This window comes from Mageeibacillus indolicus UPII9-5 (genome assembly GCF_000025225.2).
Taxonomy (GTDB): Bacteria; Bacillota; Clostridia; order Saccharofermentanales; family Fastidiosipilaceae; genus Mageeibacillus; species Mageeibacillus indolicus.
The window spans coordinates 93,174-113,957 of record NC_013895.2; the positions used below are offsets into that span (position 1 = coordinate 93,174).

A 20,784-nucleotide genomic window follows, 5' to 3' on the forward strand; every position below is an offset into this window, starting at 1 on the left:
CTGAACGTTAGTTGGGGCGAGCACCTGTAGTGGCCGCGCTAGACCGCCGCGACAGCTGTGTCGTACTCCCTACCCGTAGTAGCTGCGATAGCTCCCCACGGTAGCCGGGGGTAGTCTGCTGTGTGATCAAGCTGCCACGGTAGCCCGGCTGTTGCGGTAGCGGCCATTGCGGTAGCAGCCGTTGCGCCCGCCCGGCTCAGTCCAAAACCAAAATATTGTTAACTGCCAAGTCAACGGTACCGGTCATATTGGCACCGTGTTCTTTAGCATAGCAGATATAGTCCAAAGCGGCAGCGGTTATTTTTTCACCGGGGGCGAGGATCGGAATGCCAGGCGGATAACACATGACGAATTCGCCAGAAATATGGCCGAGCGAGTTCGCTAGCGGCAAGCTGTGTTTCGGGGCATAAAAAGCGGTGCGCGGTGTGGTGACGACGACCGGCTCAACGTATTCATTTTCCAACATACCTATCGGATCACGGGCGTAAAGCCGCTTTATTTCAGCAAGCGCGGCAATCAAACGTTCGATTTCCATGGCGCGGTCACCGACTGACAAAATTGCCAACATGTTGCCGAGGTCGCCAAATTCTATTTGTATGTTATATTCATCGCGAAGCAGATCGTAAACCTCGATGCCGGCGAGACCGATGGATCGGGTGTGGATGGACAGCTTAGTCGGATCGAAAGCATAAAAATTGTCGCCGTTGCAAAGTTCGCGATTGAAAGCGTAATAACCGCCTATGGCGTTGACTTCGTGACGGGCGTATTCAGCCAAATTCACCACTTTGTTGAAAATATCAACTCCGTTTAAAGCGAGGTTGCGGCGCGAAAGATCCAAAGAGGCCATGAGCAGGTAGGAGGCGGAGGTCGTTTGGGTTAGGTTAATCGTACGGCGCACTTCACCGGGATCAAATGATGGCGAGACCAGCAAAAGGGAGCTTTGGGTAAAAGATCCACCGGTTTTGTGCATGCTAACGGCGGCCATATCGGCACCGGCGGCCATGGCCGGGACGGGGAGATCTTTGCCAAAATAAAGGTGGGTTCCGTGGGCTTCGTCTGCCAGAACAAGCATACCGGCTGCATGAGCCAGTTCGACGATTTGCCGGAGATCGCCACAAACGCCGTAGTAGGTGGGATTGTTGACCAAAATAGCCTTGGCATCCGGGTTGTTATGGATGGCTTCTTTTACGGCTGTGATGCTCATGCCGAGGGGAATGCCGAGTTTTTGGTCGGTACCTGGGTCGACGTAGACGGGGACCGCGCCGCTGAGAATCAGGGCGTTGATGGCGGAGCGATGGACGTTGCGCGGCATGATAATTTTGTCACCGTCTTTGCAGGTGGTCATAACCATCGTTTGGACAGAAGAGGACGTGCCGCCGACCATAAGAAAGGCGTGTCCGGCTCCGAAGGCTTGAGCTGCCAAATCTTCTGCCTGTTTAATGACGCTGACGGGGTGGATGAGGTTGTCGAGGGGTTTCATGGAGTTGACGTCGATGCTGACGCAAGCTTCGCCGAAATATTCGACAAGGGATTTGTTGCCTTTGCCTTGTTTATGTCCAGGGACATCGAAACTGACTATACGAGATTTTTTGTAGTTTTGGAGGGCCTCAGCTAATGGTGCGCGAGCCTGGTCCCAGAGATGTTCGGTTGAGGCAGCGGCAAGTTTTCCGGTGCGCTTGGCAAAAAGGGAGTGGCGGCCGCCCAAAATTGGGATGCCGGGGCGTGCTTCAGGTGGTTTGTCGGGTTTGCGCAAGCCGCCGGAGCGTTGTTCGGCGGGGGGGCCGTAGCGTTCGCGTTTTGTCGTCGGAATATAGGCGGGGCGCTTGGGGTAATAGGGGCGTTGTTCGGGGCGTGAGGCGGTGTTTTGAGTTGGGCTGTTTAGGCTGTTTCGAGAGGAACTGCTGGGGGAAGCGGTTCCTTGAACGTTGGTCGAAGCCGTAAACAAGTTTGAGTTAACGTCGTCCGAAACAGTAAGTGAGTCTGTGCTAACGCCGGCCTCGCCTGCAACTGTGCCAGCGACTGCGCCGTCCGCACCTGTAGCTGAGCCAGCGACTGCGCCGTCTGTATCAGTAGCTGTACCCGCACCTGTGCTTGAGCGTACATCAGCCGCTTCAGCAGCCGTACCCATACTCGTGCGTGCAGCCACGCTGGCCGCATCTGTACGAGCGGATTCTGCTCCTGCTATATCAGCTCCTGCCTTATCAGCAGCAAACATAAAAGAAGAATTACGATTCATGTACCTCCCCCTTACGCAAAAATACTGACTGCCGCCACAAACTAGTCGCGGTCGTAGACATTCATGCCGCTAAAAATTTCGATCATTTCCCGCCGCAAAGAATCAGTGATACTCAGCCGTTGCTTAGGGGAAAGCTCGTAGGCATCAGTGTTAAAAAGGTAGTTTTGTAATTCGATCTCTTTGATCAAAAGCTGGGTATGGAAAATATTCGCCTGATAAACATTGACATCTATGGCATCGTACTTTTTCAAAGTTGCGGCATCGATATAGTCCTGAATGGAAGTTATGCGGTGATCAAGAAAAAGTTTGCGGCCGTTCTCCTCGCGGGTAAAACCACGAACCCGATAGTCGATAGTCATAATATCGGAGTCGAAACTGGAGATGAGAAAATCCAGAATATTCAACGGGGAAACTGTGCCACACGTGGAAACATCAATATCAACCCGAAAAGTGGAAATGGAATTATTAGGATGGTATTCGGGAAAAGTGTGAACCGTCAGGTGACTTTTATCAAGATGAGCGTGAATAGAGTCCCGGTAGCGGTCAAGTTCGGAGCTGAAACCGGCACCGAGATTACAGGACGGATCAATCATGCCGGAAGCAACCTTCTGGTCGGCGATAAGCACGTTGACAGAAGCCCCTTGCGGCTCGTAATCCTGCTTGGAAATATTGAGAACGGAGGCGCCGATCATCTCGGTGGCCTTGAGTAAAATCTTCGTCAAACGGTCTGAGTTATACTGGCCGTCAATATATTTAATATAATCGCGTTGCTCACGTTCACTTTTGGCGTAACACACATCGTAAATGTTGAAGCTAAGTGTTTTGGTGAGGTTGTTAAAGCCGTACAATGCAAGCCTGTTTTCCAACCCGTTTCCACCCCCTAAATAGTAAATCGTTAGCCTTAAGTATAGCATAAATTACTGACTTGTCTCAAGAATTTATTCGCAAATTTATACAGAAAAAGCCGACTCCGGAAGGAATCGGCTTTGTTGTGATTTGCTAAGAGTCAGGACTCTTATTTGCAGCAGCAGCAAGCTACATCGTAAGCGGTGATTTCGTCAAAGGTGAACATCGGAACTTTAACTGTCTTGGTTTCAACTTTCTTGCAAACGAGAGGACGACGGAGAACCTTTTCGTATACCTGAGCAGCACCGTAGTATTTAACGGCCGGAGCAGATACTTGGCAACTCGGGACGTAGATGGGGAAGTAAGAAGCGGTGTTCGGGACATCGTCTTTCTTAGCGTTGTTCTTGTCTTCAGCCTTAGCAGCTTTGCCAGAAGCCTTAGCGGTGTAGTCGGCTAAGGAGCAAGCACGCAGGGTTACTTTGTATTGTTTAGCCAAATTATTGATCAGGTTGATCTTGGTGGTAGCTTTTTTCGCTTCAAGGTCAAGATCGGAATAGGCTCGGTCGGCACCTTCTCTTGTTGCATATGGCTCAATTCTTTTGACGACTTCGGTATAGTTTTTATGTGCAGTGTATGACAAAAGATCTGATATTTCTTTGTCGTTACCTTCAAAAAGTTGAAGGTTTGTCTTTTCTCCTTCAAACACAGCACCTAATAAAGTATCGGATTTTTTATGTGCCAGATAAGCATCAATGTTGAAGGTGTTGCTTTTTTTCGCTTCAGCCAAATCATCAAAATATTTTTTATTTAATTCCAATAATTCCTTCAATTTTTTGGCATCTTTAGCAAAGACTTTCCTGTCTCCTTGAGAAACATCGCCAACTGTATTATCCACTTCACTGAGACGTTTGTATGAAACGTTAATTGTTTCAATACCTTTAGCCAATTCAATAAACTTATCAGTTGCCAGAATTTGATTGTTGGCGGAATCGAGTTCAAATTGAGCCTTGCAACGTTCGTTGCCTAATTTTGCGATGATATTGGCATCTTTCACAACCGCGTTTAGAGCGTCGTCAAACTTCTTGAGCGATTCCTTGAATCCTTTTTCAAGAAGATCCATATAGAGAACGTTCTCATTGACCTCTTTTGTTCCGGTCAGCGTTTTGAAACCAGCATGTTCCAAGATATCCAGTTCGCCTTTATTCCAATCAAGAGCGAACACGCCGGAAGCAAGAACCATGGACATTGCCAAAACTGATGACAATACTTTAAAACCTTTGTTCATAATTACTCCTCCTAGGAAATATTGTTGTGAAATTTTCTTCACAATCAAAGGTTACCCCTGATTCAGAATGAACGCAATACATTTCTATGTTTTGCACGAGTTAATAGCATAAATCCGTTTTAAACGAGGCAAAACGAGACTCGCAGGAGGGGGGCAGGCGGTCATTTTGCTGAAAGTGGGATAGGGAAATTTATTCGCAAATTTATACAGAAAAAGCCGACTCCGGAAGGAATCGGCTTTGTTGTGATTTGCTAAGAGTCAGGACTCTTATTTGCAGCAGCAGCAAGCTACATCGTAAGCGGTGATTTCGTCAAAGGTGAACATCGGAACTTTAACTGTCTTGGTTTCAACTTTCTTGCAAACGAGAGGACGACGGAGAACCTTTTCGTATACCTGAGCAGCACCGTAGTATTTAACGGCCGGAGCAGATACTTGGCAACTCGGGACGTAGATGGGGAAGTAAGAAGCGGTGTTCGGGACATCGTCTTTCTTAGCGTTGTTCTTGTCTTCAGCCTTAGCAGCTTTGCCAGAAGCCTTAGCGGTGTAGTCGGCTAAGGAGCAAGCACGCAGGGTTACTTTGTATTGTTTAGCCAAATTATTGATCAGGTTGATCTTGGTGGTAGCTTTTTTCGCTTCAAGGTCAAGATCGGAATAGGCTCGGTCGGCACCTTCTCTTGTTGCATATGGCTCAACTTTTTTGACGACTTCGTCGTAAGTACCGTTGACTTTTCCTACAAGAGTTTCGATTGCTTCAACGTTATCTGAGAGTCTTTTTCCGTTAGAGTCTTTTTTAAAAAGATCAGCACCTAAGTATGCGTCGGTCTCAATATTTTTTAACCCATTAGGAATGGTATCTGCTTTTTTAATGGATTTCCAAATTTCTTTGTTTTCATCCAAAAGATCTTTCAATTTGTCAGCATCGACTTTGAAGAGTTTTTTGTTCACAAGGACTGTTTTCACGTCAAAGTTATCTTTTGCCTGGTTTAAGGCCTTGTACTTCGCGCCGTTGGCATCGTAGGATTTAAGCCCTTTAGCCAATTCAATAAACTTATCAGTTGCCAGAATTTGATTGTTGGCGGAATCGAGTTCAAATTGAGCCTTGCAACGTTCGTTGCCTAATTTTGCGATGATATCGGCATCTTTCTCAACCGCGTTTAGAGCGTCGTCATACTTCTTGAGCGATTCCTTGAATCCTTTTTCAAGAAGATTCATATAGAGAACGTTCTCATTGACCTCTTTTGTTTCGGTCAGCGTTTTGAAACCAGCATGTTCCAAGATATCCAGTTCGCCTTTATTCCAATCAAGAGCGAACACGCCGGAAGCAAGAACCATGGACATTGCCAAAACGGATGACAATACTTTAAAACCTTTGTTCATAATTACTCCTCCTAGGAAATATTGTTGTGAAATTTTCTTCACAATCAAAGGTTACCCTTGATTCAGAATGAACGCAATACATTTCTATGTTTTGCACGAGTTAATAGCGTAAATCCGTTTTAAACGAGGCAAAAACGAGAAATGAACCTTGCAAGGCGGTGGGATCAGGCGGTCGCTTCGCCGAAAGTGGTGATGATGTAGTTGGACTGGGCGATCACTTCGCCGAAACTGGCTTTGATGAGTTTGGCTAGGCTCTGCGGGTCAAGCTCCATTTGCAGGCCTGTTTTTCCGGTGTTGGCATTGGAGGTTGGAGGGAGATGGCGAGATCAGCTGGGCGCGGAGGCAAAGGCAAAGGCAGAGGCAGCTTGTTGCGAGTAGGGGGGAACAGGTATAATTATGCGTATCTTACGAGAATTTAGGCGTCGGATAGGAAGCCGCGTAAATATACCACGCAAATATATAGCCGGATAAGAAACCACGTAATTATATAAAAAGAGGTAAATTATGAACAAAGCAAAGATACGAGCCGTCATTTTTGATATGGACGGAGTGCTGGTAGATAGCGAAGTCGATTTTATTAAGCGATTACGGCGGGTATTGCAGAAACAGCGCATCGTGCCACCGGAGCAAATGTTAGTCGAAATGGTCGGAGCCGGGGAAAAATTGTTGAACGATATCTTGCAGCGGTATCTGCCACAAATAACGTGGTCAAAATTGGTGAAAGCTTTTTTGGCGGATTGCGTGACCTTTCCGCTAGATTATCCGGGGCTGCTGTTTGCTGATGTCAAGCCTTTTTTGGCATTCTTGCGCAGTAACGGGTACCGGGTTGGGCTGGCTTCGGCCTCGGAATTGCCAACGGTGCGCAAAGTTTTGGAGGATTGCGAGTTGGTAACATTTTTTGACACTATTTATAGTGGGACGGATGTGGTCAATTCTAAGCCGCATCCGGAGATTTATTTGAAAGCGGCGGCGGCAATGCAGGTGGAGCCGGCGGAATGTTTGATCGTGGAGGATTCGGAATATGGCATTCGCGCGGCGGTGGCGGCTGGCGCCGGGGTGGTCGCGGCGCGGCGAGATTGTCATTTTAATTTGGATCAAAGTGCGGCGGACATTATTTTTGATGATATGCGTGAGCTGGAGGCGGTGCTGGCCAAAGATAAGCAGGGGGATTAGGTGGTCACTTCGCCGAAACTGGCTTTGATGAGTTTGGCTAGGCTCTGCGGGTCAAGCTCCATTTGCAGGCCGATTTTTCCGGCACTGACGATGAAGGTCGGTAGGGAGCTGGCTGAGGCGTCAATGTAGGTGGTAAAGAGGGTTTTCATGCCCACTGGTGAACAGCCGCCGTGTACATAGCCGGTTAGTTTCAGCAAATCTTTGGACGGCAACATCGCGATGGATTTTTCGTCAGCTAAACGTGCCGCTTTTTTTAGGTCTAGCTCGGCTGCTCCCGGAATGACGAAGACGTAATGGGCCCCGGATTTACCGGCTGTAACCAAAGTTTTGTATATTTTGGCCGGCGGCTCGGCGATTGCGGTTGCCACTTCTACGGCGGAAAGTGCGGTTTTGCTGTCGAATGTGTGGATCGTGTAGGGGATTTTTGCGGTGTCAAGAGCGCGTAAGGCGTTTGTTTTGTTTATTTTCATATTATTTCCTCGTTATTTCTTCGTTGTAGTTTGGTAGCCATGGCTCCGGTGCTAGCATAGCAGATGAAGCTTTTGGCTTGGATTGCTTCGGTTGTTCGGCTGCTCAGTTGTGAGCGGTTACTGTATGGCCGGCCGGTGGCGGTTGAGGCATTATTTGCGGTGACGGGTGGCGTCATTTTCGGCACGCCGCGAGTTAAATATTACGCTATCTTTTTTTTTAGTCAAGCCTGTACTATAGGTAGTATAAGCTACCGCATCAATTTATAGCCGATTTTGGGAGCCTGAGAACCGGTACATAAGTCTTGAACTAAAAATCAAAGGTTGAATGGCTTATTTTCAAAAGGCGGTTATCCTTCTGTTTGTATTTTTTCAACACTTACAAAAAACGTTACGCGCTAGCAAAACCGGGTGAATTGCGCTCGGGGTTCTGGCGGTCGCACGCCTTGCCCCGAGTTTCGCATGCGTGGGTTTTCGGGCGTGGCTTTGGCGGTCGCACGCCCTGCCCCGAGTTTCGCGTGCGTGGGGTTTTGGGCATACAGCTCGTTTGAAAATGTAAACTACGTTTTGCGCAATTGCGCCGTTTAACTTAAAAGTAATATTTATGTAATACATTTGTTGATTTGTTAATTTAAATTTGATTTAAAATCAGTCTTGAGTAGATAGTCCGCGAAACGACTAACTTGCGGACGGAAGAAACACCGGTTTGACGACCAATTTGGATATCTAGCGTTTGGGCGCGGAAAGGAAATATGAAACAGTTTATACGGCAAACTGCAGCGGTACTTAGCTTGGTCTTGGTTTTGACTTCAGTTGATGTTACCGGAGCCTTAGCAGTGAGAGCGGAAGAAATAAAACAGAACACAGGCGTGCTTAATTTCAATGATTTGAGTTCTGGCACGGGCAACGGCGCGTCCGGCAGCGAAGAAACGGGCGGCAGGGAGCTGAATAAAGCTGTTACGGCGGCCCCGGGGCAAACTTCTGACGGAAAATCAAGTTCAGCTCGGTTGAAGCAGGATAGTGCGGCAAAATATGCGGCCGATTCGGCTAAAAACAACGGCACTGCGGCGCAGAATCGCACTGTCGGCAACAGCACCGCTAGCAGCACCGGCAACACTACCGGCAACACTATCGGCAACAGCACCGGAGGACAGGATCGTGCGACAGACCCCAACAGTAGCGCAAACAGTGATCTTGTCGCGATCACCAAAGATCCGCGCATTTCTGAAAAAGACAACCAAGACCCCAAAGAAACCGACCCGACAAAAATGTTAGAAATTGGCGAGCAACCGGATCCGGCGCCGAAAGCTCCAGGCTACTATATGAATGAAAATCTGCCTAAGCGAGCAAGATTTATCGGACCCGACCCGACAGAACAAACTGCTGCAGATGATCAGGTGCAGACCAATCTTAAGCCGGGCAACCTCTATTCTTACACCATGATTATGAATTTAGTTGGCAAAGAACAAGGAAAAGACGATAAATTAAACCCGTTCTACCAGCCCTATCAGATCACAGTAGGTGAAGACGAAAGTGCGTTAAAAGAAGCCGGCATAACCTACCAGCTGCCGGAAATGAACGGGTACAAATCTCCTAATAAGGCTGCTGGAGAAAGTGGCACAGCTTTGCAGAATACGACCGATGGCCACAAAACAATCACTTTTGATTATGACAATGTCAAAAAGTTGGCAGAAAAAGGTAAGGCGGAAGGGGACGAAAACGTCGGCCAACTGAAGAATTACGTCGAGAATTTCAACTACGAACCGCAACCGATAACATTTAAGGTCCAACACATGGTCCAAAGTCTGGCCAAGCAAGGTGAATTTGAGCTTTACAATGGGCAAGGTGGCGAATCAGAAATAAAGGCCACGGTTGGTGAAGTTTGTACGATTCCGCCCTTGGCTGCGCTCGAAGAAGGCTATGAAGAAGTAGAGAAAAATATGAAAGTCCTCGTACCGGACACGAAAGACTTTGTCGTGAACAAGTACTACATTCGCAAGCGTTCCAACGTGATTTACGATACAGCTGGCGGCAAACCGATTTCTTCCCGTCGCTTTGCGTTCGGCCAAACGATTCCATTGCCGAAAGACCCTCCGGTTAAAGACGGGTATGAGTTTTTAGGCTGGAAAGTCGGGTCAGATCTTGGCAGTTATAAGAAATATAAGAAGGACGATGTGATTGGCAAAGACGTGCAGCAACTGGACGGGGCTATGCCGGGGCACGAGGTAAAATTTATAGCAACGTGGAAGGGCAAGGAGAAGGCTCCGTACAAGGTGACGTATTGGCTTGAAAAAGCGGATTATAAAAAAGAGGACAAGGGAGATTTCGCTAAAACGCATGCTTTCTTGTACGAAGTGGACAAGCCGGAAGTGCCGATAACCACTGACTTGACAAGCACATTCAAAACCTTGGCAGATGAAGCGTTGGACATTGGTGATGAAAACAAGTTCCCATCTGAGGACTTGGGTACCGGTAACAGGAGAAAAGGTTTCCTCTACGATGCGAAAACGACGGAAAAACTTAACAACGATCTTAAAATCAAGAATCCTACGCCTGATGGCAAAACGAATGTGCAGATTGTCATTAAAAGGAAACGTTATACACTAATTTTTTGCAATAGTATAAACGGAGGGGTAAAGAAGTATACGTTTGCACCACGCTGGAGTGATAAGTGGGATGCGGAAGGTAACAGATTGCTGAGTTCGGACCCCAAGATACCTTTTGCCCCCCCATTGGTCAACCCGGAACCCGATAAGAATTTTGGAAAACCTCCGGAGGCAGGGTATGACAAGCCATATCAATTTGTCGCGCGTTTCGGGCAGGAAACAATCGGCCTCTGGCCTATTCCGTTGGTTAACTGTAAATTAGGCATAAATAAGGATTTTTTTGGTTGGTACGGTAATGGTCATGATCCTTACCTAGATACACCACCATATAAGTTTGACTCATTTATCACTGATAGCTATACATACAACAAGGTCGATACTTTTGGCCATATCGATGAAAACGTTGTTATCGATTTAAATAAAGTTGGAAATAATCAAGATGAGGGAAATAAGGAATATCCTGTTTTGAATTTTAACGCAACGGAAGGTGGAGGCCATGCAGTGCATGTTGAGTTTAAGACTCAGCCTGTAGATGGAGAAAGTTATGAGTGGAATTACCGCGGTTTACACTATTATAAGTTTGATACTCATTATGAAGACTATGGCTTTCCGGCTCCTTCACTTAAAGGATTCACCCCCATAGACTATACGGGGAACAAAAATGACCCTCGCTTTAAACAACATAATATTAGTAACGGTGATGTTCAAGGAGTTAAAAACTACCTAAAAGAGCAAGGTATGCCGGAAGACATCATTGAGTCAAGACTTGAAGAAGATAAGGACTACTGGCATGGCCGGGATGACACCGGCATACTTATTACAAAATATAATCGCAAGAAGTACAATCTTATCCTGCACAACGGCAAAGAAACAAAAGAACCTCAACTGCCTTATGAGTCCAACATCAGTGATTACTTGCAGAAGCTGCCAACTCCTTCCGCGGAAAAAGCAGGTTATCCCAAAACTTGGAAATTTGTCGGCTGGACGCTCGACCCGGGCAATAAAATCGACGTGCCCAAGACCGGTTTCACTATGCCCGACTACAATGTGCAAGTTTACGCCAAGTGGAAAGATCCCAATATCTATAACTTTACAATAGACTTAAACAAAGCAGCAGCTCCCGCGGCGAAGATGGACGATTTGCAACAGGCCGAAGTGACCAATGCCACCTTTGACAACGAGTTGTACAAAAAAGAAGACAACAGCCCGAAGGGCAGCTTTAAAGACCCCGATAAGAAAATGACGTTCTTCATCAAGTCCGGTTTTAAAGTCAATGAGCTGACACAGAAACCCACTTGCCCCGGCTACACTTTCCTCGGCTGGCGAGTGCTTCGCTACCAAATCGATCCGCAAACCGGCAAAGCCGACTTGACTAAGTTGATAACCCCTAAGCCAGGGGAACAGGTTGAGTACTTTGCTTTTGGCAATGTTATCGGCGAATCCTGTGTCGCTCAGGCAATGTGGATCAAAAATGAAGTCGCGCCGGTGCGCTATGAACACCATTTTTTCGACAAACAAGACAACGAATTGGGAGCCGAAGCTACTACTGATCAAACGAATAAAGACGGTATGAAAGGGTTTAAAGGTAAAGGCCTAGTCTACATCAATCCGAACGGGCGGCCTGACTCACAAATTGCCGGTATTGGCGAAAAGCAAGACGAAAACTGGGTGCTGATTGCTTCCCCCAAGACCTTGAAAAAAGTGAAAGCCCAAAGTGAAAATAAATATATTCAGAGTTTGATGGTGAAAAAATTTCCCGAAGGTCAAGATAATCCGAATGTATTCAAATTTTACTATCAGCCGTTCAAAAAACGCTTCTACTACAAGAAGTTTATTTGCGATAATGCCGTAAATGCCGATAACCCGGGCGTGCAGCCGAGCAGTTCGTTTGAAATCATGGACCCGGATAAAGTGAAGAATAACAACCATGATTTTGACACTTGCAATTTCAAGAAGATCCCCGGTTTCCTCCTTGCCAAGGAAGAAAAGAAGCAAAAGTCGGTCAAGTTTACACTTAATAAAGAAACCGGCGATATAGAGAAAATAAACGGGAAAGCGATTAAACCGAATGATCCGCAGGCCAAGATTGGGGTGGAATTCCATTACACGGATGCTCGCGTGTTGCTGCGTAATTCAGATGCTGAAAACATCAAAACTCCTAAGGGTTACCATCGTGTCGTGATTGATTTGGCAAAAACTAAGATGGAGTTCGCCTACGATTATGTCGGATCGCACAATAAGGAAGGGAAGGCGAACGTTAAAGAAAATCGCAGTAAATATGTGGTCGACGTGGCCGATGGCTATAAAGACGAAAATATTCCAATCCCGGATGTTGTGCCGGTACGTGAATTGCCGGTGCACAAAATTTGGCTGGATCAGAACGGTCTAAATATTTATAGCGGCGAATTGTATGAGGATCCCGGCAAAGCGGAGGAAGATCTGGAGGCAGATTTGGATGAAGCGGTAGTCAAGAAACCTGTCAAACCTGCGCTGCCGATAATGAAACCAGCCGCGGCGACGATTACTTTAAGCCCGGTCGATGATTATACGGATGCAAACGGCAACAAGGTTCGAGATACGGAAGTTAAGATGTCGGCCGACGATTTGAAACTTAAGGACGAGCAGAACAACGTTTTGAAGCAGCCTTACTGGGAGAAGAAGGCCTACTTGCCGATTGGAACCCCTTTGTTTGTTGAGCGATTGGGTGATCCGCAAAATTCTCCTACCGGGCCAACACCGCGTACCTTGAAATTGGCCGATTTCGCTAGTTGTAAAAAAGATGATAAAAGTGGTGACGTAGCGGCGGAAAATCAGAAGTTACCGGCCGGAGAGCAATGGCGGGCTAAGCCGTATCTAAAAAGAAGCTTGGAATTTGATGCCAAACAACCGTGGAACGAGGCTGAATTTGAGCGGCTGCGTAAACTGGATGGACGTAAGCACGAGTTTTTCAAGTACAATGCTTCGGAAAAAAATGCAACAAGACAAACGGATGGGCGTGAGGTCGGAGTTTTCGTCGAACATGAGGTCAGCCTAAGGGATAAGAATGGGGCAGAGGTGAAAAGACTAAAGCTGTTTGACGTGGATGTCGTCGGCAGTAAGGCTGCGGAAGGCGATACCCAAAATTCCATTGACGATATGAAGCAGCTGGTGGTTGTAAACGCGGAGGTTCCGACGATTGATGTTGAAGTGCAAAAATCTTGGTATGATTACGAAGGTAAATCGCTTGATTTCAACACGTTGTCTGTGGGCTCGGCGGTCAATCCGAAACCGTTGACGATGGAAATGCGTTTCTTGGATCCGGTTGTCGCTAAAAATTTGCCGACAAGGAGCACGGATTTAACGGCTGCCGGTAAGTGGCACGGTTGGATAAGGAATGTTCGGGTGAGGTTCCGGCGCAAAAGTGACCATGTTTACGCCTATAATTTGCATGAAGTTGGGGAGGATAACGGCCTTCTCAGTTATGGGGGCAAAAAGTTTGTGGCGACTTATATCGGGCGTTGTCTGGACGGGTTCAAGGTTTTCAATCATGAGAAGATTAACGGTTTCCCGCCGGTTGTTGCTATTTGTGATTGCGCCAGAATGGGTATGAATAAGGCGTATTCGGCGATGAACCAGGTTGGCGCGTTCGTTGAGCAGAAGTTTAGGCAGTTGTTTGGTAGGCGTGGGCTTCGTTTGGGCGGTGCGCCGAGCGGTGGCACGGTAAGCGGTGGCAGGGCTGCCGGTGATATGGGGGGCTGTGACGCAGCAGGTGGTTGCCAGTCCTGTCATTTGGATTGATGCGTTAGATTGAAGCACCGACACGAATGTTCCGGGCTGTGGCCCCCAGGTGTGCCGGGGCGTCGGATCTATCTGCCCCTCCGTTTATCTTGACCAAAAACGGCCATCAGGTTCAGGTGTGCCGGGGCGTCGTGGCGGTGAGTCTGAGTGTTACGAAGGAACTAAGACGGCAGATTTTAAAACAGCAGGGTCTAAGAAAGTTGGAACTAAGGCGGTAGAGTCTAACCCGGCAGAGATGTTTCTATGAAACAGCGAAAACGAAAATCTGCAATAACCAAAAAACAGTGACAGCCAAGGCTGTGATAAGCTATAATATAGGAAAACAAAGTTTACAGAACGACCGATCAGGCCGCAAATTGATAAGGGGATCAATAAAGAGGACGACACGTATGGGAAAAACAATAAAAATACTAGCTGGAGCCTTGACAATGACCATGCTGGCCACGAGCGGGGTGACAGCGTTGGAATACACATCATTCAGCCGCGAGGAAGCGAAACTGGTAGATCAGCTTTTTGAGGAACAGAATCGCAGCAAGGCGGCTGAGGCGAACGGTGCGAACGGCGCGAACGGCGGCGGAGCGAAAACTGCAGCCGACCAAAACGGCATGATTGAGCCGAACGTAATATATAAGTCATTTGCTACGCCGGAGTTTTACCGGACACTGAAAAGATACGATGAAGCGCAAAAATCGCTCGCCCAGGACGCCGACGTGGTTGGTGCGCTCGGCACGGCAAGATGTGTAGCCCAATTTCGTTTGGACGAACTGAATCGCCAAATCTGCGCCACGCGTAAATTGATGGAATTGGCGGAAGGGATCAAACGCATCGACACATATCGTTATAAACGTTCGCGTAAAACTAGTGACCCCCAAAAACCGTACCAATTCTACCGCAATGATTTTCCGGTGATTACAGATGCTGTGCGCAGTGCAGCGAGAATATACGCGCTCGACAAAGATGCCCAAGCTCTGGACAAATTGATCAAGACGAATGCTGAGTTGGCTAGCAAAAACTTGAACGAAAAGCCGAAGTACGAGGCTTTAGGCATCGAATACATGGATCGAGTGACCGGGCGCGAGTTGAAAGACAATGTTTTGGCGATTCGCACCCTGATCGACAAAAAGATCATGACCCCGTTGTATCGTGGTCTGATCGAGAAACTGATGCTCTTTTACGGTAACAAGCAAATCGCGGATCACACGGTGGGCGAATTGACTCGGCAAGCCAAGGTCGAGGCGGCCAAGATCCACCTGTTGGAGGCTTTTGCCAAGCAGAAGAAGTTCAGCCTGCGTTCTTGTCCGTTATGCGATTACGGTGCCAAAGTAACACCTTTAGGCGTCGGGGCAGCGGAATTGGCAGAAAAGATCAAGCAAAAAGATCCGAACAAAGATGACGTGCCGAACACGGCGGCTGCAGTTGTTGCGGCTCCGGTCAAGCGTTTCGCTAACTGATTACGATTGCGGACGTGCCGGGTGGCTAACTGACTGCGATATGTATGTGGCCAACTTACGGTTACAACTGGGGTGGTTGGCCGACGGCAGTGCAGAAATTGATTGTGATGAAGTGTTAGCAACTTACGGTTGCCATAATAAAATATGTAAGCAAGTGAAAATCCCTCGCCGGTCTTGTGATATGTACCCAGAAAACTGGACACATATCGTTGCCGCCGGCAGGGATTTTTTATAGATAATTTGTTTTTGAATTGTTTCGCCGAATTGTTTCGCCGCGTCAACGGTGCGGCTCTCAGCTCGGCTCAGCGTGTGCACGTTGTTCCGCGCGTCAGTGCGGCTCTCGGCTCAGCTCAGCGCGTGCGCGTTATTTCGCCGCGTCAGCTGCCTTAATCAGAATATTTTTGCCCTGACGGATCGCACGGTAATGACTATGACTTAAAAAACCGTTCAACAAGGCGGTACGCACATCATAGAAATTGTGCGGATCGGCTGCCGCATCTTCGTCCCCAGTGCAGCCCGAAACTTTCCCCTGTTGCAAGTGAAAATTGCGATGATCATCATGATCGTGATTACCCTCACAGGTAACCTGCCGCGCTGAGGCCAAGTCCACCAGCAACGGGTCAGCCGCAAATTTGCTATGAGTATCAATATTTGTCGCCAAAAGCAAATCGCCTTCCGGGGTAAGACTGCCGGTCAGCGCCATGTCGCACGGCATCCCGTCCAAAATTATACCGTTGATCTGCTGAAACAACTCATCCCCCCCTTTGAAATGCTCCGTAGGAGCGCAAGCCGCCCCACAAGCAAAAGCACGCGCCAGATTATCCGAGCCGTGAGCGATGGCAAAAGCCAGTCTGCCTTCCACCTCCTCAATTTGCGCCGACAAAAAACCGTGAATATTTGCTTGGTCGATGATTTCATCCAAAGCAGCGGTCGGTACAGGTGGGAGGACGGCATTCAAAGCAGCCAATTCATCCTGATCTAGCAAAGTTGCGGTCAGCCTGTCTTGAAATTTAATTTTTTCGTACATCAAATAGTGAATCGGACCTAGGGTGCTACTCATAATTTCTCCTTATTTCTCCTTTTAATTGTTTACATTATACAAATAAAATGCTAAAGTTTTCATTGCCATAGTTTATTTTGCCAATGCTAAAATAAACTATGGCTAATTATAGTCAATTACAGTAATTTATTGCAATGCCAAGCGTTGGAATAATTGTAGGAGGTACGTATGAAAATAACTGAAGTGAAAAGCCCTAAAGCCCCACAAGCGATCGGCCCGTATTCGCAAGCCATAATCGCCGGAGAAACGATTTATGTATCGGGACAGCTGCCGATAAATCCGACTACCGGAGAAATGCCGACCACTATTACTGAGCAAACCGAGCAGAGCCTCAAAAACATTGTGTCAATTTTGGCTGAGGCCGGGGTTTCAATGCAAAATGTCGTTCAAGCCACCGTGTTGCTGCATGATATTAATGATTTTGGTGCGATGAATGAAGTGTATGGACAATTTTTCAAAGCTCCCTTCCCTTCTCGTATGGCTTATCAGGTGGCATGCCTGCCGAAAAACGCTAAAGTAGAAATCGCGGTAATTGCTGTCCGCAGTTGATCGCGCTAGGTTTTGCCGGACCACGATATTTTTTATAAATGACAATGCCCGTCACCGGTCACATAGCCGGTAGCGGGCATTTCTGCGTCTAATGGTACAATGGTATGTGCAAACTTGGCCGTTTCACTTATCGCATTAACTTATTATATCCTTATCACCTTATCACAGAGAATTTAGTAAGCGAAAACGGACATTTTGGCTTGGCTAAATCCTTGGGCAACGTATAATCTAAAGTGGCGGAGGACGACAAGTGCCAAAGCGTCTATTCCACATTTTTAGGAAATTGTCTATTGATTGTTGCCTATTGATTTTGCCTACTGCTACTGCTACTGACTAAGGGCTACTGTCCTACTGCCTATTGACTATAATTATCTGTAACCATGAAGGAGTTAAATATGACGAATACGAAAGCAATTTCATGCGATGCGGCCGACACCGGGGCGAGCGTGGTCGCTGCCAATGGTAAATTCGCAGCTGACACCGGGGCGAGTGTGGTCGCTGCCAATGGCAGATCTGCGGCCGACACCGGGACGGTGAGTACGGAGGGAAAAACGCGACACACTTTGTCGCTTCTCCTGCTCATGGCCAGCATAACCTTGATGGCTGTTTTATGCGAACTTGTCCCATCCGGAGTTTTACCGCTGATGGCCAAACACTTCGCCATCAGTGAAGCCAAAGCCGGAATTTTGGTTGGCGGCTACGCGGTGGCCTCGGCAATTTGCGGCATACCGCTGGTATCTTTAACGGTAGAATGGCCGCGCAAAAGACTACTGTTTATTCTGATAATTGGCTTTGCCGTATCCAATATTATTGTAAGCTTTGCTCCCGGTTTTACCGTGGCCATCCTAGGAAGAATTTTGGGTGGAATATGTGCCGGAACTTTGTGGCCGATGATTACCGCCTATGGCATGGCTTTTGTTGAACAACGGCACCAAGGACGTGCGGTAACAATAATTATGTCGGGAATTACCGTTGGTATGGCCTTGGGCTTGCCGTTTATGACTAAAATAGGCACTCTTTTCGGCTTTCAGGCAGAATTTTTGCTGCTAGGCATTTTGCTCGTAATTATCGCCGTGCTGTGCCGGATTTTTTTGCCGTCGGTGGCCGGAGAAAAGCGGTCGAGGGCTAATTCACCCTTGACCATGTTAAAAAATCGCGGCGTTTTGTTGGTCATTCTTCTGACTTTTTTAGCTGTAGGCGTAAATTACGGCCTATATACATTTATAACCAATTTAGTTGCTGTTACAGGCTACCCCGGCATCACAACAGCTCAACTGCTTTTCGGCATTGGTTCGGTTATTTCGATTATCTTGGCCATACGCTATATTGACCGTTATCTGCCGGAAATCGTCTTGGCACTGTTCTTGGTTGGGGTGATAGCAATGCTGACACTGTACTTTGCCGGCAGCGTATACGTGTTGCATCTGGCTTTTGTTTTGTGGGGGCTGGGGTTCGGCTCTTTGAGCAGTGTTTTTCAGGCGGCTACGGCGCGGCAGGTGCGCGAAGGTACGGCGGTTGCCAATGCTTTGCAGTCGTCTTCGTTTAACTTTTCGATCATGATCGGGTCGAGTGTGGGCGGAGTTTTGCTGGGGCAAAAAGGTGCGATGGCGATTGTTCTTTTGACTGCAGGTGTACTTGCATTTGGAGGGGTTGTCAGTGGTCTGACAAGACGGCAATTGAGCGGATTGCAGTGACGTTATAACGTGCTGACGTAGGTGAAAGGCCGTGCGACGTAATGCGCTGAAACCGGTGGAATGCGCTGAAACCGGTGGAATGTGTAATACCGATGGAATGCGTTGAGATAGTATTTGTTGAGATGAATCATTTACTGAGATAAATTATTTTATATGGAGGAAATACATGCTGTTACAGACTTTAAACCTATCTGATTTAAAACTTGCCAATCGCCTGGTAATGCCGCCGATGGCCACGGAGTCGACGGCTGACGGCAAAGTCACCCAAAAATTAATTGATTATTATGTCGCGCGTTCCGGCAAAATCGGCCTGATTATATGCGAACATGCTTATGTTTCACCACGCGGCAAAGCTTCCCCCGGACAATTACGGTTGGACGAGGCGGCAGATATGCAAGGCTTGCGTGCTTTAACGACAGCTGTACATGAACAAGGAGTGACCAAGATCATTCAGCAAATAAACCATGCCGGCCCACAAACAAAAGTGGTAGAAAACCCCTTTGTGGTAGATACAATGACTGCGGCGGATATCGCAGCGGTGAAAAATGAATTTGTCGCGGCGGCCTTGCGGGTCAAAACAGCCGGTTTTGACGGCGTCGAAATTCACTGTGCCCATGGCTATTTGTTGAATCAGTTTTATTCTCCGCGCAAAAATCACCGTGAGGATGAGTATGGCGGCGATGTGGCCGGCAGGTTGCGCCTGACGTGCGAAATTTTGACGGAAGTGCGCCGGGCGGTAGGCGCCGATTATCTGGTGGCTGTGCGCTTCGGGGCGGTAGATTATCGCGAAAACGGCAGCTTGCTGACGGAAGTTGCACCGGCGGCAAAACTTTTGGTGCAAGCCGGGGCGGATCTGATTGATATTTCCGGCGGCTTAACCGGCTTTATGCGCCGCGATTGCGTCACGCCGGGCTGGTTCAAAGCGGAAGCGCAAGCAGCAAAAATTGGTGGCGGGGTATCGGTTTTGCTGACTGGCGGAATTACTTCGCGAGAAACAGCGGAAGATTTGCTGGCAGCAGGAGTGTGCGATTTAATCGGCGTCGGGCGACCCCTGCTGCAAAATCCGGGCGTGATTGATGCGCTTTTGGGAAATGACTCGGCCGAATGACTAAAGGCTTTAACTGACTCCGGCGAATGGCTCGGCTGATGCTTCCCCCCAACTAAAACAGCAACTTTAGGTTTGCGTGCCTGCCGTTTTTTCACATCTTCATACGAAAAACACATCTCTCGTGTAATATGTAGATGGAGGAAAAATAAATGGCAACGATCCTGTTTATGGAAGATGAGAAAAATATTCGTGAAGTGCTGGCTGAATATATGCAAACGGCAGGGCATAAGGTTTTAGCTTGTGTTAATGGATTTGTGGCCAAAGAAATTGTACTAGGTCAAACCACCGCGATGGTTGCCGCATCGAATGCCGGAAATGACGTTGTGGAAGATTTTCAATCCTCGGCCTCAGCACCGCCACTTGCAGGCTCGGCCTCAATGCCGCCGCTTGCGGCCTCATACTCAACGCCGCCACTTGCGAGCTCATCTCCTATGCTGACAACAGACCACGCCGAGAAACCTACAAGTAACTCACCTATGACGGCCGGCAACTTACCATTTGATCTGGCGGTTTTAGACATAAAGGTTCCCGGCCCCGACGGTCTGGAAATTTTGAGACTGATAAAGAGCCGCTATGGCGACAGTATCGGCGTGATCATGCTAACTGCCTATGACGATTTACCAATGCAACTTGCCGCTTTCAATGCCTTGGCCGATGATTTTGTAACCAAACCGCCGGCCCCGGTCATATTACTCAAACGAATTGAGGCAGTTTTGCGGCGTTGCCGGTTGCACAATGCCCGCTCCGAATCGTCCCAATGCTCAACCCGGCCTTGCGCCGGGATACATCCTAAGACTATCACGCCCACAACCAGCCCAAACAACCAAACTTTACCGACTGCCCCCACCTCCTACCTTGCCGCCGGAATTGCTTTGCAGGTAGACAATGATGGGTACAGCGTTTACTATCAGCAAAGAAATTTGCGCTTGACCGTGACCGAGTTTCTTCTCTTTAAGACCCTGTACGACCATCCTGGCCGAGTATATAACCGCGATCAATTGATAACTGCAATATTTGATGCTGATTATATTGCCAGTGAGCGGACAATAGATACCCACGTCAAGAATTTGCGAAAAAAGTTGCCGGCAGACTGCCGCTCCGCGCTAGAAACGGTGATCGGACTCGGCTACCGCTGGCATCGGGAAGGACGGTGAA

At 47.9% G+C, this 20,784-nt stretch carries 15 protein-coding genes; 9 read left to right on the forward strand and 6 right to left on the reverse strand.

All coding sequences use genetic code 11. The features are described 5' to 3' along the window. Positions 1–196: 196 nt before the first annotated feature. The 4 genes from HMPREF0868_RS00410 to HMPREF0868_RS00425 all read right to left on the reverse strand — a co-directional run bounded on the left by HMPREF0868_RS00410 (position 197) and on the right by HMPREF0868_RS00425 (position 5,744). Positions 197–1,705 (reverse strand): aminotransferase class I/II-fold pyridoxal phosphate-dependent enzyme, encoded by a 1,509-nt coding sequence (locus HMPREF0868_RS00410; RefSeq protein ID WP_242821338.1) that lies wholly within the window; start codon positions 1,703–1,705, stop codon positions 197–199. 572 nt (positions 1,706–2,277) lie between these two features. Continuing rightward, entirely contained in the window at positions 2,278–3,150 is an 873-nt protein-coding gene (gene speD, locus HMPREF0868_RS00415; RefSeq protein ID WP_049778994.1) for an adenosylmethionine decarboxylase, read from the reverse strand. 101 nt (positions 3,151–3,251) lie between these two features. Beyond that, the gene (locus HMPREF0868_RS00420) at positions 3,252–4,367 is read right to left on the reverse strand and encodes a hypothetical protein (protein WP_012992727.1); all 1,116 of its coding nucleotides are present in this window, start codon (positions 4,365–4,367) and stop codon (positions 3,252–3,254) included. 267 nt (positions 4,368–4,634) lie between these two features. Next, on the reverse strand, positions 4,635–5,744 hold the full coding sequence (locus tag HMPREF0868_RS00425) for a hypothetical protein (protein WP_012992728.1): 1,110 nt from the start codon (positions 5,742–5,744) through the stop codon (positions 4,635–4,637). 504 nt (positions 5,745–6,248) lie between these two features. Between HMPREF0868_RS00425 and HMPREF0868_RS00430 the strand changes: the two genes are divergently transcribed. Continuing rightward, positions 6,249–6,917, forward strand: a complete 669-nt coding sequence (locus HMPREF0868_RS00430; RefSeq protein ID WP_012992730.1) for an HAD family hydrolase — start codon at positions 6,249–6,251, stop codon at positions 6,915–6,917. Here HMPREF0868_RS00430 and ybaK read toward each other — a convergent pair. Further along, entirely contained in the window at positions 6,914–7,387 is a 474-nt protein-coding gene (gene ybaK / locus HMPREF0868_RS00435; protein ID WP_012992731.1) for a Cys-tRNA(Pro) deacylase, read from the reverse strand. The two genes, HMPREF0868_RS00430 and ybaK, sit on opposite strands and share 4 nt — an antisense overlap. Before the next feature lie 749 nt (positions 7,388–8,136). Between ybaK and HMPREF0868_RS00445 the strand changes: the two genes are divergently transcribed. The 4 genes from HMPREF0868_RS00445 (at position 8,137) to HMPREF0868_RS00455 (ending at position 15,453) form a co-directional block, all read left to right on the forward strand. After that, complete coding sequence (locus HMPREF0868_RS00445; RefSeq protein WP_041705646.1) at positions 8,137–13,767, forward strand: InlB B-repeat-containing protein; 5,631 nt, start codon at positions 8,137–8,139, stop codon at positions 13,765–13,767. Between the two features lie 118 nt (positions 13,768–13,885). Further along, positions 13,886–14,014, forward strand: a complete 129-nt coding sequence (locus HMPREF0868_RS08735) for a hypothetical protein (RefSeq protein WP_012992736.1) — start codon at positions 13,886–13,888, stop codon at positions 14,012–14,014. A 142-nt stretch (positions 14,015–14,156) separates the two neighbouring features. Next, positions 14,157–15,218, forward strand: coding sequence for a hypothetical protein (locus HMPREF0868_RS00450; protein WP_012992737.1), 1,062 nt, complete (start codon positions 14,157–14,159; stop codon positions 15,216–15,218). Then, on the forward strand, positions 15,184–15,453 hold the full coding sequence (locus HMPREF0868_RS00455; RefSeq protein ID WP_146024616.1) for a hypothetical protein: 270 nt from the start codon (positions 15,184–15,186) through the stop codon (positions 15,451–15,453). The genes HMPREF0868_RS00450 and HMPREF0868_RS00455 overlap by 35 nt, the downstream gene beginning before the upstream one ends. A 129-nt stretch (positions 15,454–15,582) precedes the next feature. Here HMPREF0868_RS00455 and HMPREF0868_RS00460 read toward each other — a convergent pair whose 3' ends face one another. Beyond that, positions 15,583–16,278: a hypothetical protein gene (locus tag HMPREF0868_RS00460; RefSeq protein ID WP_012992738.1), complete on the reverse strand. Its 696-nt coding sequence runs from the start codon at positions 16,276–16,278 to the stop codon at positions 15,583–15,585. Positions 16,279–16,446: 168 nt separating this feature from the next. Between HMPREF0868_RS00460 and HMPREF0868_RS00465 the strand changes: the two genes are divergently transcribed. From HMPREF0868_RS00465 to HMPREF0868_RS08600, 4 genes are all read left to right on the forward strand, one after another. After that, on the forward strand, positions 16,447–16,827 hold the full coding sequence (locus tag HMPREF0868_RS00465; RefSeq protein WP_012992739.1) for a RidA family protein: 381 nt from the start codon (positions 16,447–16,449) through the stop codon (positions 16,825–16,827). Positions 16,828–17,222: 395 nt separating this feature from the next. Continuing rightward, complete coding sequence (locus HMPREF0868_RS00470) at positions 17,223–18,521, forward strand: MFS transporter (RefSeq protein ID WP_012992740.1); 1,299 nt, start codon at positions 17,223–17,225, stop codon at positions 18,519–18,521. Between the two features lie 166 nt (positions 18,522–18,687). Then, on the forward strand, positions 18,688–19,629 hold the full coding sequence (locus tag HMPREF0868_RS00475) for an oxidoreductase (protein WP_012992741.1): 942 nt from the start codon (positions 18,688–18,690) through the stop codon (positions 19,627–19,629). Between the two features lie 149 nt (positions 19,630–19,778). Further along, a complete protein-coding gene (locus HMPREF0868_RS08600; protein ID WP_012992742.1) occupies positions 19,779–20,783 on the forward strand; it encodes a response regulator transcription factor in 1,005 nt (334 codons plus the stop codon). The last annotated feature ends 1 nt before the right edge of the window (position 20,784 follow it).

Coding starts and splice junctions, on each gene's coding strand:
- HMPREF0868_RS00460 (WP_012992738.1), bottom strand. CDS start 16,278: ATGAGTAGCACCCTAGGTCCGATTCACTATTTGATGTACGAAAAAATT.
- ybaK (WP_012992731.1), bottom strand. CDS start 7,387: ATGAAAATAAACAAAACAAACGCCTTACGCGCTCTTGACACCGCAAAA.
- HMPREF0868_RS00430 (WP_012992730.1), top strand. CDS start 6,249: ATGAACAAAGCAAAGATACGAGCCGTCATTTTTGATATGGACGGAGTG.
- HMPREF0868_RS00445 (WP_041705646.1), top strand. CDS start 8,137: ATGAAACAGTTTATACGGCAAACTGCAGCGGTACTTAGCTTGGTCTTG.
- HMPREF0868_RS00450 (WP_012992737.1), top strand. CDS start 14,157: ATGGGAAAAACAATAAAAATACTAGCTGGAGCCTTGACAATGACCATG.
- HMPREF0868_RS08600 (WP_012992742.1), top strand. CDS start 19,779: ATGGCAACGATCCTGTTTATGGAAGATGAGAAAAATATTCGTGAAGTG.
- HMPREF0868_RS00465 (WP_012992739.1), top strand. CDS start 16,447: ATGAAAATAACTGAAGTGAAAAGCCCTAAAGCCCCACAAGCGATCGGC.
- HMPREF0868_RS00420 (WP_012992727.1), bottom strand. CDS start 4,367: ATGAACAAAGGTTTTAAAGTATTGTCATCAGTTTTGGCAATGTCCATG.
- speD (WP_049778994.1), bottom strand. CDS start 3,150: ATGCTATACTTAAGGCTAACGATTTACTATTTAGGGGGTGGAAACGGG.
- HMPREF0868_RS00470 (WP_012992740.1), top strand. CDS start 17,223: ATGACGAATACGAAAGCAATTTCATGCGATGCGGCCGACACCGGGGCG.
- HMPREF0868_RS00425 (WP_012992728.1), bottom strand. CDS start 5,744: ATGAACAAAGGTTTTAAAGTATTGTCATCCGTTTTGGCAATGTCCATG.
- HMPREF0868_RS00475 (WP_012992741.1), top strand. CDS start 18,688: ATGCTGTTACAGACTTTAAACCTATCTGATTTAAAACTTGCCAATCGC.